We start from the raw sequence: 16617 nt of genomic DNA, 5'->3' as shown, positions 1-16617 counted from the left end.
CAGCACCGCCCGAAGGCGGTTTGGCTTAGTATTTACCTTCTTCCTCGAAGGTCGCGTGCCAGTCGGCGACAAGGCCATCAAGCGCCTCTTTCGCGGTGCCATTGCCTGCCACGACATAATCGTGGAACCACTTCTGCGACGACTGCATCAGGGTCGCGTAGCTGGGTTCGGCCCAGAAATCCTTCACGATGGCCATGCTGTCGAGGAAGGTCTGCGCATAGGGCTGGCTGGTGGCGAAACCGGGGTCTTCGACGACGGCGCGCAGGGCGGAATAGCCGCCGAGTTTCCACCACTTCGCCTGCACATCGGGCTGGGCGAACCATTTGATATAGGTGAGGGCGGCCTCTTGCTTGTCAGACGCGGCGACAACCGAGATGCCCTGACCGCCAAGCTGGGCGAATTTGTCGCCGTTCGGGCCAGCTGGGTTGGTGAAATAGCCGGTCTTGTCGCCGCCCACGTTGGCATCGGTGTTGAAACCGGGCCAGGTGAACGCGAAGTTCATTTGCATGGCGACTTGGCCGGATTTATAGGCATCGACCCCTTCACCCATATAGCCGTTGGAAGACCCCGGTGGGACGCAGCAATCGTAGAGAGATTTGTAGAACTCCAACCCCTTGACGGCGTTTTCCGAGTTCACAAAGCCTTCCATATCATAGGGTTTATCGGGGTTATCGTATTTGAAGCCGAAGGAATACAGCACATCCATCACGCCCATGGTGATGCCCTCTGAGCCGCGCTCGGTATAGATCGAGACGCCGTAGACCTTCTTGCCGTCGATATCGCGGTTCTGGAAGAATTCGGCGATTTGCTTCAACTCGTCAAAAGTCGCCGGCGGGGCGAGGTCGTGGCCGTATTTCTCTTTGAATTCGGCTTGCAGTTCGGGCTTGGCGAACCAATCCTTGCGGTAGGTCCAGCCGACCACATCGCCGAACGCCGGCAGCGCCCAGTAGTTTGGCGTGCCTTTTGGCCATTCGGCATAGCCGGTCACGGTGGCCGGGATGAAATCGGACATCTTGATGCCGTTGGCGTCGAAGAAGTCGTTCAGCTTGATATATTGGCCGTTCTCGGCAGCGCCGCCGATCCATTGGCTGTCGCCGATCATCAGATCGCAGAGTTTACCGCCTGAATTGAGTTCGTTCAGCATGCGGTCGGCAAAGCTGGTCCATGGCACGAATTCGAAATGCATGGTGTTGCCGGACTGGGCCTCATATTCCTTGGACAGTTCGATCAGGGCGTTGGCGGGATCCCAGGCAGCCCAGCACAGCGTCAGATCTTCGGCCATAGCGGCGGTCGTCGCCATGATCGCCACGGATGCCGTGGTCAGCAGCAGTTTCGCGTTCATTTTATCCTCCCGGTTGCAGGCCACGGCCTCCTCGCCACGACTCTTTGCTGAGGGAAGGCTAGATGAGGTGCGCACCTCATGGCAAGTGATTTCTGAGGTGCGCACCTCAAACAGATTGCAAGCTGCGGAGAATTCAGGGAAAACAAGTGTCAGGGCAGGCATGGGCATCTGATGCGACCAACAACGAAAGATCTGGCATTGGCGGCAGGGGTCAGCTTGGCCACGGTGGACCGTGTGCTGAATGACCGATCCGGCGTGCGCGAAGACACGGTGAAGCGTGTCAATCAAGCGATTGAAAAGATTGGCTTTGTACGCAACATGGTTGCGGCCAATCTGGCGCGCGGCAAGGAATATCGGTTCTTGTTTCTGCTGCCACGCGGTGGCGATCAATTTTTGGCCGGGCTATTTGCGCGAATCGACGAGGCCAATCTTGCCTTTGCGCCCGAGATGATGCGCGCCGAAGTGCGCCAGATCAGCGACAGCGATCCGCATCAGATTGCCAATCTTTTGGGTGGCCTTGATGCCGATGGGGTGGATGGTGTTGCGCTGATGGCGCCGGAGTTTCCACAGGTGCGCGACGCAATGGCGCGGCTGGCTGAGCGCGGCATCGCCACGGTCAGCTTTATCTCTGGGCAGGTTGGCCTTGCGCAGCAGGATTTCATCGGCATCGACAACCGTGCAGCGGGGGCGACGGCAGGGCGATTGATGGGGCGTTTTGCGCCGCAAAACCCCGGCAAGATCTTGGTGGTCGCCGAGACCATGCATGCGCGCGACAGTCTGGAGCGGCGTCTGGGCTTTGATGAGGTGATCCACGCTGATTACCCGCATCTGACGGTGCTGCCTTCGTTGGAAACCTATGGCGACCCGGATCGTTCCGCGCGGATCATCCGTGCCAGCTTTGCCAGCCATGGCGCGATTGCTGGAGTTTATGTGTTGGGCTCGGAAGCGCGGGTGCCGCTGGAAATCATCACGGCACAAGCCAGCCGTGCGACGACAATCGCGCATGAGCGCACGCCGTTCACTGAGGCGGCATTGCTATCGGGGCAGATTGATGCGCTGATTGGCCAAGACCCCGGCCATCTGGTGCGTTCGGCGATGCGTATCCTGCGGGCACGTTGTGATCGGCGGGAAATTCTGGCCTCGCAAGAAAAGATCAGGATAGAGATATTCATCCGAGAAAATCTGTAGCCAGAGCGCGATGGGGAGGGAGAAGCAGGATGCTGTGGTGTTTTGCGTGCGTCGGCGCAATGGTGGCGCTGGTTATCGCTGCGGCAGAGATCGCGGCGGCAGGGGTAGAATCTGTGCCGCAGCCTTGGGAGAATGGGATGGTCATGGTGAAACTTGACGCGCCGGTTTGGCTGCAATGCAGCTTTGCGGCGGGGCAGTTCCCCGAAGTGCCGGAGTTCTGTGCACGGCTGCGTGCAGATTTTCAACGCCAGAGTGGGCAGGCACTGGCAGATGAACCCACACCAGCCGAGGGCGCGCGGGTGCTGGTGGTCAGTGTTACGTTGCGCGACAGCCATCGCGCTACTGTGACGCTGGCAGCGGGTCGGCAGAGCGCGAGAGGTTTCGTGCCACAAACCACGCAAGAGCTGCGGCTGGGCGGTGCAGATGCGCCGTTGCGGGCAGGTTCTGCGGCGGCTTTGGTCTATCCGTTGGTGGGTCTGCTGGAAACATTACAGTAGGTTTGTGCGGGGTAACCGCATAGACAGGCCGACGGGCAGATGCTAAAATCGTTAAAATACGGTCAGTTTGGGGCCTTGCTGCTGCTTGTAACCCAATTTCATTGAACGAGCATTTTGATCACCGTCGCGGTTTTCGCGGCAATTTGAGTTGTGAAATGAAGGAGATAGGTATGTCTGCAGCCAGCCAACCCCAGCAATCCGTCCGTGACCTTATGGCCAATGACATGTCGATTCAGGCGCTGCCTCTGCCGGGTGGCGATGTTGCGGACAACACGGCCACCACGGCCCGGTTGACGCTGGGCACCAGCACCTATGGAACGATAGGGGCTTCGGGGGATCATGATTGGTATGCGGTTACCCTGGTAGCCGGTCAAACCTATGATTTCCGTGTGCTGGGTGTAGGCCGCGCGCCAGTGGCGGATACGCTGTTGACCTTGCGCAACGCGTCCGGCACGCAGTTGTTGTCGAATGATGATGCGGGCGGTGCGCTGTCTTTGAATTCGGCTCTGACCTTTACCGCGACGACCACGGGCACCTATTTTCTCGACGTCGCAGGTTATAGCAGCAGCAGAGGCGATTTTGTGGTCTCTGCGGTGAACGACACTCCAGCAGGGGTCGTCCTGACGGCCGATGAAGTGGCTTGGCAATTGACCAACAATTTTGAGCGGTTCTTCGGTTCTGGCGTTTCCCAGAATGTGCCCGCCACCGCCTATGACCTCAGCGGGGGCCGCACGATCACCTATAATGTCTCCCAATTGACGTCTGCGGGCGCGACCTTGGCGGTGCAGGCGCTGCGGATGTGGGCAGATGTCAGCGGCATCAATTTTGTGGCGACGAATGGGGCGGCGCAGATTACGTTTGATGACAGCGAAGCTGGCGTCAATGCTTATAACAACAATGTCACCAGCCCCGATGGCACCATCACCTCGTCATCAATGATGATTACAACTGGCTGGCTGAGCGAGTTCGGCACCAGCTTTGACAGCTATTCGTTCGAGACGACGATTCACGAACTGGGCCACGCACTTGGGCTAGGGCACGGCGGGAACTATAACGGCTCGGCCACCTACGGCGTTGATAACTTTTACCTCAACGACTCGCAGCATTTGTCGATCATGTCCTACATGCAGTCAATGCATGACGAATTTTCGCGCGACGGAACCGATTATAACACCTTTGTAAATGCGCAATTCCGTTGGGTGTTGACTCCGATGATCGCGGATATTTTGGCGATCAGCAATCTTTACGGGCTGTCCACTACCACCCGGACGGGCAACACCACTTACGGCTATCACTCCAACACCGGAAATGCGGCACTCGATCAAGCTGTGACGTTGAACGATCCGGCCAATGATAATTACGTGGCCTTCACGATCTTTGATAACGGTGGCACCGATACGGTTGATATGTCGGGCTTTGCGGGAGCGCAGCGGATTGACCTGCGCCAGGGTGCGTCGTCAGACGTGCTGGGCGGGCGGCTGAACATGGGCATCGCCTATGGCACGTTGGTCGAGCAGGCGTTTGGCGGCGGCGGCAACGACACTATTGTCGGCAATGCCAGCAACAACCTGCTGCGCGGCAACAATGGAAATGACTCGTTGGTGGGCGACACCGGCAACGACACGCTTGAAGGTGGGGCTGGTGTTGACACGCTGAGCGGCGGGGTGGGTCGCGATGTGATGACAGGTGGGGCCGGCAACGATATCTACATCGTTGACGATGCGACTGACCAGATCAATGAGATTGGCGGTGGCGGTACCGGCGATCGTGTGGCCGTGTCAGTCAGCTTTAGCCTCGCATTGGACGACGATATTGAAGTGCTCAATACCGTGGGTGCCACCGGGACGCAGGCATTGAACCTGAGCGGCAACAACATGGCGCAGTCGATCACCGGCAACGCAGGGAGCAACATTCTGTCGGGGTTAGGCGGGAACGATCGCCTGTTTGGCCTTGGTGGGAACGACCAACTGGATGGCGGAGTGGGCAATGACACCCTTGCCGGTGGCGTGGGCAGCGATTGGTATTTTGTGGACACCCAACAAGACCGCATCAATGAGAACGCAGGCGAGGGCGCGGCAGATCGTGTCTGGGCTGCGACAAGCTATGTGCTGGAAGCGGACGATGACATTGAGACACTGAGCACAAGCAATGGCGGGCTTCCCACGGCGATTAATCTCACCGGTAATGGGTTGGCGCAGATGATCATTGGGAACCGTGGAGCGAACCAACTGAGCGGGCTGGGCGGAAATGATACACTGAATGGCGGTGACGGGGCCGACACGCTGAATGGCGGCACTGGAAATGACGTCTTGTTTGGCGGTCAGGGCAGGGATGTGATGACCGGTGGTGATGGGTTTGATGTTTTCGTGTTCAATGCTGCTCTGATCCCCGCGAATGTCGATACGGTCACTGGTTACGTGGTGGCGCAGGATCGTATCGAGCTGGATGATGCAGTGTTTGGGGCATTGTCGGTGGGAGCGTTGTCTTCGGTGAATTTTGCGGCAAATACGACCGGGCGCGCGGTGCGGGCTTCGGATCGGATCATCTATGAGACCGACACTGGGCATTTGTATTACGATGCCGATGGTGTCGGTGGGGCTGCGGGGATACTGTTTGCCAATGTCGGGGCGAATTTGGCCGGGTTTGGCGCGGGCGAGTTCTCGATCATCTGAGCCGTGCGGTATCGGCATTTGGCTGGCTTTTCAATGGTCCCAACTCGGGACCATTGAATCCAAACGGTTTTTCGCGCAACTTTATTGCGTCACAGGGTTTTGGACAGCCAGTCTGTCAGCGCGGTGGCGTCGATGGCTTGGGTGGTGTCCACCTCGTAACGTGGGGCGAGGTGGGTGGGCGTGGCCCGTCCGGCCAGCGCGATCAGTTCGGGGACGTAATCGGCACCGGGATGACCTGCGGGGCGGCTGCCCAAGCGGGCGGCGTAGCGGGCGCCTATCACTTCGGGCGGGGCGTGGCACCAGATCTCGGCGATGTCGGTCAGGCCTGCGCGGGCGATGTGGCATTGCAGCACTTCAAGCGGTTGGAAGCCGAACCAGGCGTCGATGATCACGGTGGTGTTGGCTGGTGCTTCGGCGATCAGATCAAAGATTGCGGCATAAGAGGCGCGGCCGAGGGTGCGGTTGAACAGCCGATCACCGGGCGGCAGGATCGTCAGGAACGGGTTTTTCACCGTATCCAGCGCCAGGATCGGCCAGCCGGTTGCATCCGCCAAGGCCCGCGCCACGCCGGATTTGCCAGAGGCAGGCACGCCGTTGACGAAAACCGCCCGCTTGCGGGTGCGGTTCTTCAGCGCGGCGGTGGCGGCACCGATCACACCTGCATCATCGCCCAAGGTTGCAGCAAGCACCTGCGCGCAGAACCACGATTCCGCCGCCGGAAACTGCGCAAGGGCGGCATGGGCGGCAGCCCCTGCGCCGCCGCCGATCAGCACGGCATCGGGATTGAGCGTGGCGATCAGCGTGTCGATGGCGGCGCGCAATGGGGCGGCCCATGCGCGGATGACGGCTTGCGCCACCGGGTCGGGGTTGTTGAGCAGCGCTTCGGCGCGAGTGTCGGCGGGCAGGCCCGCTTCGGCCAGATGCACGCCGAAGGCGGTGCCAGAGGAGGTGGTTTCCACGCAGCCGATCTTGCCACAGACACATCTGCGGCCCTGCGGATCAATACCGATATGGCCGAGTTGCCCGGCAGCCCCGCGACCGCGTAACACCTGACCCTGATCAAGGATAGCGCCGCCGATTCCGGTGCCAATGGTCAGCATGACCACGTTACGCTGACCCTGCGCAGCGCCATATTCGGCTTCGCCCAGCAGCGCCATGGTGGCGTCGTTTTCAAGCGTGACGGGCAGGCCGGTGGCGGTTTCGATCTGACCGGCAAAGTCGAAACCGGACAGATCGACATAGCCGCCCGACAGGATAGCCCGCGAGGTGGCATGGACTTGGCCCGGCACGCCGATGCCAAGCGCGGTGCAGGTTTGGTTGCGCACCTGCGCGACCAATTCCAGCACGCGAGCGGTGACGATGGCCGGATCACGGGCGCTGTCGGCGCTGGCGCGGGCCTCGATCACACCGCCCGCAACACGGGCGGCACGCAGGCGGGTGCCGCCGATGTCGATGCCGATGGCGGTCGCGGTAGTCATGCTCAGGCTTTGAAATGCTTGGCAATCACCGCCTGGATTTCGCGCAGGCGGGGCACGGCGATGGTTTCCAGTTTGGTTTTCGTCACCGCACGATCCAGCGAGATGCAGTCTTTCCACAGCGAACGGCCCGCGATGACGCCGGATGCGCCATTGGCCATCGAAATCTCGACCTGGCCGAGGAAAGTGGCGTGATCGACGCCTGCCGACAGCACCGCCCACGGCACCTCGCCGCACATCGCGGTGATATTGGCGCAGGCTTGCGGCGTGCCCGGATAGGGGATTTTCAGCACTTTCGAGCCAGCATCCAGACAAAGCTTCGAGCCGCCTTCGATCAGTTCGGGGATCTTGGCGGCATAGGCCTCGGGCGCTTCACCGGGCAGGGCATAGGTCAGGAATTCCACCACCAGCAGCAGATCTTCGGCGGCGAAATCGGCGATCGAGGCGCGCAGGGTTTCCATGTTCTTGGTGTTCGCCGCAGGGGTATCCGAGCGCAGATAGATCATGATCTTGGCCCCGGTGCCGCCCAGTTCACGTACGCGGCGGGCATTGATGCCCTCGACCATATTGGAAATCCGGTAGCCTTCGGGGGTGAGATCAAAGCCGGACGCATCCAGCCCGATCAACAAGCCGGTGGAGCGGTGGATCGCGCCCTGATCGACCATCGCGGGCACAGCGCAGATCGGATCGACCAGCACGCAGCCTGCGGGGCGGGCAAGGTAGGCGGTGATGTCCATCTTCGTCTCGCCCAAGGTGGCGTTGGAAATCGCTGCCTGTTCCTCGGGGGTTTTGGCAAGGATCGTGCGCATCCCGCCGCGCTGATCGCAGGCGATCACCATCATCGCGCCATCATCGCCGCAGATTTGGCTGTAGCCGCGGCGTTCGGCGGTTGTCATGCTGGACATCGGGGCGGCCATCGGGTTCTCCAGAGTGTTGGCGCGGGCGCGGCGGCGAAGATGCCAGTTGCCTGAACGCGGATATTGCGGGATAAGCTTGCGGTGAAGAACCTGTAACACCTTGCAGAAAGGAATTGCAACCTGTCAATTTCCAACGGGGCCGTGATCGGTGAAAACCGGGCCATGCTGCATACCGTCGCCAAGCTGCATTACGAATCTGACCTGAGCCAGGTGCAGATCGCCAAGCAGTTGGGGCTTTCGACGGCGACGATCTCGCGGCTTTTGCAACGGGCGCGGGCGGAAGGCATCGTGAGAATCGAGGTGCGGGACATTTTTGCGCCCGATGCTTTGGGCGGGATGCTGGCCGAGCGGTTGGGGTTGAAGCTGGCGGTGGCGGTGGATGCGCCAGCGGCGGCGGGGGTGCAGGCGCTGGCGGCACCGCTGGCGCGGATGGTGGCGGCGCGGGGGCTGGGGCAGGGCTCTGTGCTGATGGTGGGTTGGGGACGCACGGTTGCGGCGATCATCGACGGCGGTTTGCCAAGTTTGCCGGGGGTTTCGGTGGTGCCCTCGACCGGCGGGATGAGCCAACATGCGCAGCATTTCCAAAGCAATGAATTTGCCCGCCGTGCCGCCGAGGTGACGGGGGGGATCCCGCATTTCATCCACGCGCCCTATCTGCCTGCGCCCGAGGCGTTGGATTTCTTTCTGGCAGAGCCTGCGGTGCAGGCCTCGGTCGCGCTGTGGGATCGGATTGATCTGGCGGTGGTGGGGGTGGGGCTGCCTTATGGTCTGGATCGCCCGACGCAAGGGGCGACGGATGTGGGCGACCCTGATCTGGCTGACGCGGCGGGCGATGTGGTGCGGCATTATTTTGATGCCGCAGGCCAGATCGTGCAGTGGCGCGGAGAAGGGCACATGATCGCGGTGTCTTGTGCGCAGTTGCGGCGCACGCCGTTGGTGATCGGCGTGGCGGTGGGTGAGGCGAAGGTGCCCTCGATCATCGGCGCTGCGAAGGCGGGGCTGATCTCGGGCTTGTTGACCGATACGCGGACGGCAGAGGTTGTGCTGGATGCTTTGGCGCAAGGCTGAGGCGGCTGCGCCGAATCGAAGAAAATACTTGCAGCAAAAAATTTCTCTTGACGAAGCCCGGTGAACGACGTGTTATTCGGGGCATTGGCGGCGCCCGTTCGGCGTGAAACAGCCAACTGTCCTGCCACTTGAGGAGGTGGTGCGGCGGGTATTCAGGGAGGAATATGGATGAAACGTCGTAGCTTTTTGGGCGCTGCTTCGGCATTGGCGCTGACATTCTCGATCGCCACATCGGCGGTTGCGCAAGACAAGAAATACACCATCGCGTTGGTTCCCGGCCTGACCACCGATGCGTTCTACATCACCATGCAGAAGGGCGCGCAGGCTGCTGCGGATGCGTTGGGCGTGGAGTTGGTGTTCCAAGGCGCGCCGGATTTCAACCCGGTGACGCAGGTTCCGGTGCTGGACGCAGTTATTGCCCGCGCGCCCGATGCCATCCTGATCGCGCCAACCGACACCACCCAGTTGATCGAGCCTTTGCGCAAGGCACATGACGCTGGCATCGCGGTGATCACGGTGGATACATTCATCGGCACCGGCAAGTATCAGACCGGCGCGGGCGATGCCGATTTCCCGCTGTCTTACATCGCATCGGATAACGTGCTGGGTGGCAGGATGGCGGCGCGGGCGCTGGCCAATGCGATTGGCGGCGAGGGCAAGGTGTTCGTCTCGAACGTGAAACCCGGCATCTCGACCACCGACCAGCGTGAAGAAGGCTTCAAGGCGGAGATGGCCGAGAATTTCCCGAAAGTCACCGTGCTGGAAACCCAGTTCAACGACAACGACGCCAACAAGGCCGCATCGCAGCTGCAGGGCGTGTTCGCGCGTGATGCCGATCTGAAAGGCGTGTTTGGGGCGAACTTGTTCTCGGCCCTCGGTGCAGGCACTGGGGTGCAGCAAGCGGGGCAGACCGGCAATATCAAGGTCGTGGCGTTTGACGCACCCGGGTCCATCGTGGACAATATCAGTACCGGGCTGGTGGACGTGGCGATTGCACAGCATCCGGCTGAGATCGGCTATTACGGTGTGGTTTCGGCCTATGCCCATCTGACCGGAAACTCGATCCCGGTGAATATTGGCACTGGCTTTACCGTGATGGACAAGTCGAACATCGCCGATCCGAACATCGCGAAGTATATCTACGCTGAGTGATTTATCTTGGGGGAGGGCAACGCCCTCCCCCAATCCCCCACCATCTCTCGATCTGCAACGGTCCCTCCAGCTGGGTCCCTGGTTGTTGCGCGTGCGGCCTGCGCCTGCCCAAGTTTAGGAATTTCACATGACATCGCCCCCCGCCGCCTCTCAACCGACCCCGCATGTCGCGCCGCAAGCCGATCATGCCGACAAAGACCGCACCCTCATGCAGCGCGTGGCTGATCTGCGGGCCTGGTTGTTTTTGGGCGTGCTGATTCTGGGCTTCGAGCTGTGGTCGCGGATCAGCTTTGGCGGCACCTTTGTGCTGAACCCGTTCAACATCCAGTCGATTGCTGTGTTCGCGGTGGCGCCTTTGCTGCTGGCGACGGGGCAGACCTTTGTGATCATCTCGGGCGGGATCGATCTGTCGCTGGGCTTTATCATGGGGCTGGCGGCGGTGGTCGCGGCGCATGTGATCAACTGGCTGACGCCGGGGATGGGATTTCTGCCTGCGGTGCTGCTGGGGTCAGTGGTGGCGGTGGCTGTCGCGGCGATTCCGGGGTTTATCAATGGCTTGCTGGTGGCATTCCTGAAAGTGCCGCCGTTTATCGGCACTTTGGGCATGTTTGGTGTTGCGCGCGGTGTGGCGTTTTTGCTGGCGGGCGGCACCACGGTTCCGGTGAAGAATGAGGTGTTTGCAGCGCTGGGCAATGGTCGGCTTGGCCCGGTGCCCTATATCGTGATCGTGACGGCGGTATTCGTGCTGATCATGCATTACCTGCTGGGCCAGACCAAGTTCGGCCAGCACAACTATGCCATCGGGGCCAATGCGCAAGCGGCGCGGCGGGCGGGGATCAACCTAAAATGGCACTTGCTGCGGCTTTATATCCTGTCGGGGATGTGCGCGGGCTTGGCGGGCGTGCTGTATGCGGCGCGGTTCAGCGCAGGGGCGGCGCAAGCGGGCGAGCCTTTGTTGCTGGATGCGGTGGCGGCGGTGGTGATTGGCGGGGCAAGCCTGTTTGGCGGATCCGGCACCATTCTGGGCACCGTGGCCGGGGCCTTCGTGATCGCGGTCATTCAATACGGATTGGTGTTCATCAATGTCGAGCCGTTCTGGCAGTTTATATCGGTGGGCGTGGTCATCATCATCTCGGTGCTGATTGATCAGGCGCAGCGGCGGTTCTCGGGAGGGCGGCAAAGTGAGTGATATGACCCCAGTCGGCCAAGTGAAAATCGGCGAGCCGCTGTTGGAAGTGCGCAATCTGTCGAAGAATTTCGGTCCGGTGCAGGCGCTGAACGATCTGACGATGATGGTGCGTGCGGGCGAGGTGGTGGCGCTGGCGGGCGACAATGGTGCCGGGAAAACCACGCTGATCAAGGCGATTTCCGGGGTGTATCAGCCCTCGAGCGGCGAGATTTTGCTGAAGGGCAAGCCGGTGTCGTTCAACTCGCCGCAAGAGGCGCGCGATACCGGGATCGAGACGATCTATCAGGATCTGGCCTTGGCGGATAACCTGTCGATTGGCGCCAATATCTTTCTGGGGCGCGAGCCGATGCGGCGGGCGTTTGGCTTTCTACCGGTGCTGGACCGCGCCAAGATGGCAGAGGCCGCGAAATCCACCATGGCTTTGCTGGATTTCCATGTCTCGCGGCTTGATGCGCCGGTGTCGAACTTCTCGGGCGGGCAGCGGCAGGCGGTGGCGATTGGGCGGGCGGTGTATTGGAACGCGCAGATCCTGATCATGGATGAACCGACTGCGGCTTTGGGCGTACCCGAGCAGCGCAAAGTGATCCAGTTGATCCATCAGTTGAAGGCGCAGGGGCGTGGCGTGATTTTCATCAGCCACAACCTTCAGGATATTTTTGCGGTGTCTGACCGCATTGTTGTGCTGCGGCGCGGTGTGCAGGCGGGTGAGCGCAAGATTTCTGAGACCACGCATGACGAGGTCGTCAAGCTGATGATCGGCGGCTGAGATGTCTGTGGTGATCGGAGCCATCGGCGAGTTGCTGGTGGAATTCGTGTGTAGCGCCAAGGACGGGCGCAATCTGGTGGCGGCACCCTATGTCGGGCCGTTTCCATCCGGTGCGCCGGGGATCTTCATTGATCAGGCGGCGCGGGTGGCGCGTAGTTTCGGCGGGCGGGCGGTGTTTGCCGGGGCGGTGGGCGATGATGCCTTTGGGCAGGTGATCTTGCGGCGGCTGGTGACGGATGGGGTGGACCCTAGCCTAATCCGGGTTGTGCCGGGGGTGCCGACGGGATCGGCCTTTGTCAGCTATAACAGCGATGGCAGCCGGGATTTCGTGTTCAACATCGGCCATTCGGCGGCGGCTTGTCTGCCAGGGCTGGAGGAGATTGCGGCAGGCTTTCTGGCGGCGGGTATTGCGGTGCTGCATATCTCGGGCTCGATGCTGGGCGATGCTGCGATGCGGGCGGCGGGGCTGGCCCTGTGTGAGCGGTTGGATGCGGCGGGGGTTGCGATCTCAGTTGATCCGAATATCCGGGCTGAGTTGATCGCAGATGCGGGCTATATGGATGCGCTGATGCGGATCATCGACATGGCGGATTATGTGCTGCCCTCGGATGCCGATGCGGATGTGCTGTGGCCGGGTGAGGCGTTTGCGGATTGGTCGGCGCGACTGCTGGCGGATCAGGCGCAGGTGGTGGTGCTGAAGCATGGCGATCAAGGCTGTATCGGGCGGGATCGCACGGGGCAGGTGGATCTGCCCGCGCATAAGGTGGCGGTGGTCGATCCGACCGGGGCGGGCGATTGTTTCTGCGCGACCTTGGTGACGCTGCTGGCGGCGGGTCAGGGTTTGGCCGATGCCTTGGCGCGGGCCAATGCCGCCGGGGCCTTGGCGGTGCAAAAGCTGGGGCCGATGGAGGGCAACTCTGGTCTGGCCGAGATTGATGAAGTGAAAGGATAGCGGATGCCCGCGAAACAGGATCGGTTGCTGCGGGTTGGGGTGCTGGGCTGCGGGCCGATTGCGCAGGCCGCGCATTTTGAAAGTTGTACCAAGGCCGCCAATGCCGAGCTTTATGCAATCTGCGATGTCGCCGATGATCTGCGCGACCGCATGGTCGCCACCCATGCGCCGCGCCGTAGTTATAGCGACTATGCGGCGATGCTGGCTGACCCAGAGCTTGAGGCGGTGGTGATCGCCACCTCAGATGCGTTTCACGTGCCCGCGGCTTTGATGGCGCTGCAGGCGGGCAAGCATGTGCTGTGCGAAAAGCCGCTGGCGGTGAGTGTCGAGGAAGCGGAGTCTCTGCGCGGAGCGGTGGCGGCTTCGGGACGTGTTTTGCAGGTTGGCCATATGAAGCGTTATGACGCTGGCTTGCAGGCCGCGAAGGGTTTTATCGACACCGAGATGGGGCAAATGGTGGCCTTGAAGGCATGGTACTGCGACAATACCCACCGCTATGCGATGACCGATGCGGTGCAGCCGCTTATGGTCACGTCGAAGCACGCCAAGAAGCCCGTCGATAACCCCAAGGCCGATCTCGACCGCTACTATATGCTGGCACATGGCAGCCATCTGGTTGATACCGCCCGCTATTTCGCCGGAGAGATCGTCGCGGTGGATGCGCGATTGCTGAACCGGGCGGGCATCCGCTGCTGGTTTGTCGATGTCGAGTTTGCCAATGGGGTGCTGGGGCATCTGGATCTGACGGTGGCGGTGCGGATGGATTGGCACGAGGGGTTTCAGATTTACGGCGAACAAGGCTCGGTGTTGGGGAAAACCTATAACCCGTGGTATTACAAGTCGTCCGAGGTGGATATTTTCCGCGAAAGCGATGGTGCGACGCATCGGGTGCTGGGTGCGGATGGGCATTTCTACCGCCGCCAGTTGGAGGGTTTTGCTGCGACGATCCTGAACGGGGTGTCGCAGTCGGGGGCGGATATTGAGGACGGTATCGCCTCGGTCCGCGCGATGGTGGCGATTGCGCAATCGGCGCGGGAAGGTCGCTCGGTGAAGCTGTCGGATGTGGCGGGGGCGCTGTGATGCGGCTGGGCATCTTCGCCAAGACTTTTGCGGGGACTGATCCGGCCACGGTGTTGGCAGCATCACGCGCGGCGGGGTTTGCTGCGGTGCAGTATAATATGGCGTGTTCGGGGCTGGCTTCGATGCCGGATGCGCTCAGCGCGCAGGATGTGGCGGCGGTGGCTGATGCCAGTGCCGCACAGGGCGTGGCGATTGCGGCGGTGTCCGGCACTTATAACATGATCCATCCAGACCCCAGCGTGCGGGCCAAGGGCTTGGCGCGGCTGGAGATTTTGCTGCGCAATGCGCAGCCGATGGGCACGGCGATGGTGACGCTTTGCACCGGCTCGCGCGATCCTGATGATCAGTGGCGGCATCATCCTGACAATGTCTCGCCCGCCGCTTGGGCGGATTTGCTGGCCGAGATGGGCAAGGCTTGTGCCTTGGCCGAGCCGTTGGGCATCAAGCTGGGGATCGAGCCGGAACTGGCCAATGTGGTCGATGGTGCGGCGCGGGCTCGGGCGTTGATCGACACGCTGCAAAGCCCCGCTTTGGCGATTGTACTGGACCCGGCGAACCTGTTTGAGGTGGCCAGCCTGCCCGCGCAGCGCGATCTGCTGGCGCGGGCGGTCGATCTGCTGGCGGACCGGACCCTGATGGCGCACGCGAAAGACCGCGACGGCGCGGGCGGTTTTGCCACGGCGGGCAAGGGTGTGGTGGATTTTCCGTATTTCCTTGGGCGGTTGCGCGCAGTTGGGTTTGACGGCGATCTGGTGACGCATGGGCTGGCGGCAGAGGAAGCACCGGGTGTCGCGCACTATCTGTCGGGCGTGTTGGCGGGGTCGTGATGCGGGTGGGCACGCTTCTGCGCGACGGGTTACAACTCGCGGTTTATGGCGGTGGTGAGACCGGCCCGGCGATGGTGTTTCAGCATGGGCTGTGCGGCGGATCGGGGCAGATTGACGAGGCGATGCAAGGGCTTGGGGCGCAGCGCTGGCAGGGGTTGGAGTGCCGGGGGCATGGCGACTCGCCCTTGGGTGATACCGTTTCCATCGCCTGCTTTGCCGAGGATGTCGCGGCGATGATCACGGAAATCGGCGCGCCGGTGGTGCTGGGTGGCATCTCGATGGGGGCGGCGATTGCGACGCGGATTGCGGTGACGCGACCCGATCTGGTACGCGCGCTGGTGCTGGTGCGACCGGCTTGGGTTGTCGAGGCGGCACCCGAGAACATGGCCCCCAATGCCGAAGTCGGCATGCTGTTGCAGATGCTACCGCTGGATCAGGCGCGGGCGTTTTTTGATGCAGGGGATACGGCGCAACGCTTGGAGGCTGAGGCGCCGGATAATCTGGCCTCGCTAAAAGGGTTTTTCCGTCGGCAACCGTTTGCAGAAACCGCACGGCTGCTGAGAGAGATTTCCGCCGATGGCCCGGGGATTACCGCTGAGGATTTGCAGGCCTTGCGCATTCCCGCGCTGATCTGCGGTTGCGGCGAGGATGCGATTCACCCGATGGCCCATGCGCAGGCTTTGGCGGCGCTGATCCCGCAGGCGCGGCTGGTGGAATTGCCGCCGAAAGCGCGGGATAAGGTGGCGCATCTGGCGGCTTTGGCCGATGCGATGACAGAATTCTTGAAGGAGATCGACGATGCCTCGCCCACAGCCTGACTGGCTATCCGCCCTGCCGCGCAACCGTCTGCTGGCGGAATATTCGATGTGGTCGGCCAATCTGATCCGGCTGGCGGATGATCTGGCGCGGATCACGCCATTTGCAGATATCCTGCATATTGATGTGGCAGATGGCCATTTTGCCCCGGCTTTGTTGTTCTTTCCCGATCTTGTCGCAGCACTGCGGGGCCAGACGGCGCTGCCGATCCATGTGCATCTGATGGTGGATGATGCGGTGCTGATCTCGCAGATTGATCAGTTTGCCGAAGCCGGGGCGGATCTGATTTCGCTGCATGTCGAGAATGCCAATGCCGCCGAGGGCTTGCAGCGGATCGGCGCGCATGGGGTGAAGGCGGGCATGGTGCTGCGGGTGGAAACGCCGGTGGCGCGGGCGGCGGACTGGGTGGGCCGATTGGATATGCTGACGCTGCTGGGCACCGCGATTGGCGTCAAGGGGCAGGGGCTGGACCCGACTGCGGGCGCGCGGCTGGGCGAAGCGCAGGCGCTGATCGCGGGCGCGGGCCGACGGGTGGTGCTGGCGGCGGATGGCGGTATCCGCGACACCACGGTGCCGCTGTTGCGCGCGGCGGGGGCCGAGACGGTGGTGATGGGCTCGCTGGCCTTTGGCGCGCCCGATCTGGCGGAACGGATGCGCTGGCTGCACGGGGTTTGAG

At 61.7% G+C, this 16617-nt stretch carries 15 protein-coding genes; 12 read left to right on the top strand and 3 right to left on the bottom strand.

Going from position 1 to position 16617, the window contains the following annotated elements:
- Nucleotides 1-25: 25 nt before the first annotated feature.
- On the bottom strand, nucleotides 26-1342 hold the full coding sequence (locus ACFOGH_RS07520) for an ABC transporter substrate-binding protein (RefSeq protein ID WP_380072453.1): 1317 nt from the start codon (nucleotides 1340-1342) through the stop codon (nucleotides 26-28).
- A gap of 171 nt (nucleotides 1343-1513) precedes the next feature.
- Here ACFOGH_RS07520 and ACFOGH_RS07515 point away from each other — a divergent pair, with 171 nt between their 5' ends.
- The 3 genes from ACFOGH_RS07515 (at nucleotide 1514) to ACFOGH_RS07505 (ending at nucleotide 5699) form a co-directional block, all read left to right on the top strand.
- Complete coding sequence (locus tag ACFOGH_RS07515; RefSeq protein WP_380072452.1) at nucleotides 1514-2530, top strand: LacI family DNA-binding transcriptional regulator; 1017 nt, start codon at nucleotides 1514-1516, stop codon at nucleotides 2528-2530.
- 59 nt (nucleotides 2531-2589) lie between these two features.
- The gene (locus tag ACFOGH_RS07510; protein ID WP_380072451.1) at nucleotides 2590-3027 is read left to right on the top strand and encodes a hypothetical protein; all 438 of its coding nucleotides are present in this window, start codon (nucleotides 2590-2592) and stop codon (nucleotides 3025-3027) included.
- A 170-nt stretch (nucleotides 3028-3197) separates the two neighbouring features.
- A complete protein-coding gene (locus ACFOGH_RS07505; RefSeq protein ID WP_380072450.1) occupies nucleotides 3198-5699 on the top strand; it encodes a M10 family metallopeptidase C-terminal domain-containing protein in 2502 nt (833 codons plus the stop codon).
- 89 nt (nucleotides 5700-5788) lie between these two features.
- On the opposite strand, the gene ACFOGH_RS07500 is transcribed toward ACFOGH_RS07505, so the two are convergent.
- A complete protein-coding gene (locus tag ACFOGH_RS07500) occupies nucleotides 5789-7177 on the bottom strand; it encodes an ROK family protein (RefSeq protein WP_380072449.1) in 1389 nt (462 codons plus the stop codon).
- 2 nt (nucleotides 7178-7179) lie between these two features.
- Nucleotides 7180-8190 carry a tagatose-bisphosphate aldolase gene (locus ACFOGH_RS07495; protein ID WP_380072448.1) on the bottom strand — a complete coding sequence of 337 codons (1011 nt, stop codon included), beginning with the start codon at nucleotides 8188-8190 and terminating at the stop codon, nucleotides 7180-7182.
- A gap of 63 nt (nucleotides 8191-8253) precedes the next feature.
- Here ACFOGH_RS07495 and ACFOGH_RS07490 point away from each other — a divergent pair, with 63 nt between their 5' ends.
- From ACFOGH_RS07490 to ACFOGH_RS07450, 9 genes are all read left to right on the top strand, one after another.
- Entirely contained in the window at nucleotides 8254-9159 is a 906-nt protein-coding gene (locus ACFOGH_RS07490; RefSeq protein WP_380072447.1) for a sugar-binding transcriptional regulator, read from the top strand.
- A gap of 168 nt (nucleotides 9160-9327) precedes the next feature.
- Nucleotides 9328-10311 carry an ABC transporter substrate-binding protein gene (locus tag ACFOGH_RS07485; protein WP_380072446.1) on the top strand — a complete coding sequence of 328 codons (984 nt, stop codon included), beginning with the start codon at nucleotides 9328-9330 and terminating at the stop codon, nucleotides 10309-10311.
- A 127-nt stretch (nucleotides 10312-10438) separates the two neighbouring features.
- Nucleotides 10439-11500: an ABC transporter permease subunit gene (locus ACFOGH_RS07480; RefSeq protein WP_380072445.1), complete on the top strand. Its 1062-nt coding sequence runs from the start codon at nucleotides 10439-10441 to the stop codon at nucleotides 11498-11500.
- A gap of 1 nt (nucleotide 11501) precedes the next feature.
- Nucleotides 11502-12266 carry an ATP-binding cassette domain-containing protein gene (locus ACFOGH_RS07475; protein WP_380073976.1) on the top strand — a complete coding sequence of 255 codons (765 nt, stop codon included), beginning with the start codon at nucleotides 11502-11504 and terminating at the stop codon, nucleotides 12264-12266.
- A 1-nt stretch (nucleotide 12267) separates the two neighbouring features.
- A complete protein-coding gene (locus tag ACFOGH_RS07470; RefSeq protein ID WP_380072444.1) occupies nucleotides 12268-13218 on the top strand; it encodes a sugar kinase in 951 nt (316 codons plus the stop codon).
- Between the two features lie 3 nt (nucleotides 13219-13221).
- A complete protein-coding gene (locus tag ACFOGH_RS07465) occupies nucleotides 13222-14298 on the top strand; it encodes a Gfo/Idh/MocA family protein (RefSeq protein ID WP_380072443.1) in 1077 nt (358 codons plus the stop codon).
- Nucleotides 14298-15125 carry a sugar phosphate isomerase/epimerase family protein gene (locus tag ACFOGH_RS07460; RefSeq protein WP_380072442.1) on the top strand — a complete coding sequence of 276 codons (828 nt, stop codon included), beginning with the start codon at nucleotides 14298-14300 and terminating at the stop codon, nucleotides 15123-15125. Before ACFOGH_RS07465 ends, ACFOGH_RS07460 begins: the two co-directional genes overlap by 1 nt.
- Nucleotides 15125-15943: an alpha/beta fold hydrolase gene (locus tag ACFOGH_RS07455; protein ID WP_380072441.1), complete on the top strand. Its 819-nt coding sequence runs from the start codon at nucleotides 15125-15127 to the stop codon at nucleotides 15941-15943. The genes ACFOGH_RS07460 and ACFOGH_RS07455 overlap by 1 nt, the downstream gene beginning before the upstream one ends.
- Nucleotides 15924-16616, top strand: a complete 693-nt coding sequence (locus ACFOGH_RS07450; protein WP_380072440.1) for a ribulose-phosphate 3-epimerase — start codon at nucleotides 15924-15926, stop codon at nucleotides 16614-16616. Before ACFOGH_RS07455 ends, ACFOGH_RS07450 begins: the two co-directional genes overlap by 20 nt.
- The last annotated feature ends 1 nt before the right edge of the window (nucleotide 16617 follow it).

Origin of the sequence: Cypionkella sinensis, assembly GCF_042646385.1 — a bacterium.
GTDB classification, from domain to species: Bacteria; Pseudomonadota; Alphaproteobacteria; order Rhodobacterales; family Rhodobacteraceae; genus Cypionkella; species Cypionkella sinensis.
The sequence above is the reverse complement of the archived record's forward strand: the minus strand, read 5'-3'. Positions and strand labels throughout refer to the sequence as shown.

What these genes read in the sequence shown, in the direction of transcription:
- ACFOGH_RS07480 (WP_380072445.1), top strand. Translation starts at nt 10,439, where the DNA reads ATGACATCGCCCCCCGCCGCCTCTCAACCGACCCCGCATGTCGCGCCG.
- ACFOGH_RS07500 (WP_380072449.1), bottom strand. Translation starts at nt 7,177, where the DNA reads ATGACTACCGCGACCGCCATCGGCATCGACATCGGCGGCACCCGCCTG.
- ACFOGH_RS07450 (WP_380072440.1), top strand. Translation starts at nt 15,924, where the DNA reads ATGCCTCGCCCACAGCCTGACTGGCTATCCGCCCTGCCGCGCAACCGT.
- ACFOGH_RS07520 (WP_380072453.1), bottom strand. Translation starts at nt 1,342, where the DNA reads ATGAACGCGAAACTGCTGCTGACCACGGCATCCGTGGCGATCATGGCG.
- ACFOGH_RS07475 (WP_380073976.1), top strand. Translation starts at nt 11,502, where the DNA reads ATGACCCCAGTCGGCCAAGTGAAAATCGGCGAGCCGCTGTTGGAAGTG.
- ACFOGH_RS07455 (WP_380072441.1), top strand. Translation starts at nt 15,125, where the DNA reads ATGCGGGTGGGCACGCTTCTGCGCGACGGGTTACAACTCGCGGTTTAT.
- ACFOGH_RS07465 (WP_380072443.1), top strand. Translation starts at nt 13,222, where the DNA reads ATGCCCGCGAAACAGGATCGGTTGCTGCGGGTTGGGGTGCTGGGCTGC.
- ACFOGH_RS07510 (WP_380072451.1), top strand. Translation starts at nt 2,590, where the DNA reads ATGGTGGCGCTGGTTATCGCTGCGGCAGAGATCGCGGCGGCAGGGGTA.
- ACFOGH_RS07505 (WP_380072450.1), top strand. Translation starts at nt 3,198, where the DNA reads ATGTCTGCAGCCAGCCAACCCCAGCAATCCGTCCGTGACCTTATGGCC.
- ACFOGH_RS07485 (WP_380072446.1), top strand. Translation starts at nt 9,328, where the DNA reads ATGAAACGTCGTAGCTTTTTGGGCGCTGCTTCGGCATTGGCGCTGACA.
- ACFOGH_RS07460 (WP_380072442.1), top strand. Translation starts at nt 14,298, where the DNA reads ATGCGGCTGGGCATCTTCGCCAAGACTTTTGCGGGGACTGATCCGGCC.
- ACFOGH_RS07470 (WP_380072444.1), top strand. Translation starts at nt 12,268, where the DNA reads ATGTCTGTGGTGATCGGAGCCATCGGCGAGTTGCTGGTGGAATTCGTG.
- ACFOGH_RS07490 (WP_380072447.1), top strand. Translation starts at nt 8,254, where the DNA reads ATGCTGCATACCGTCGCCAAGCTGCATTACGAATCTGACCTGAGCCAG.
- ACFOGH_RS07515 (WP_380072452.1), top strand. Translation starts at nt 1,514, where the DNA reads ATGCGACCAACAACGAAAGATCTGGCATTGGCGGCAGGGGTCAGCTTG.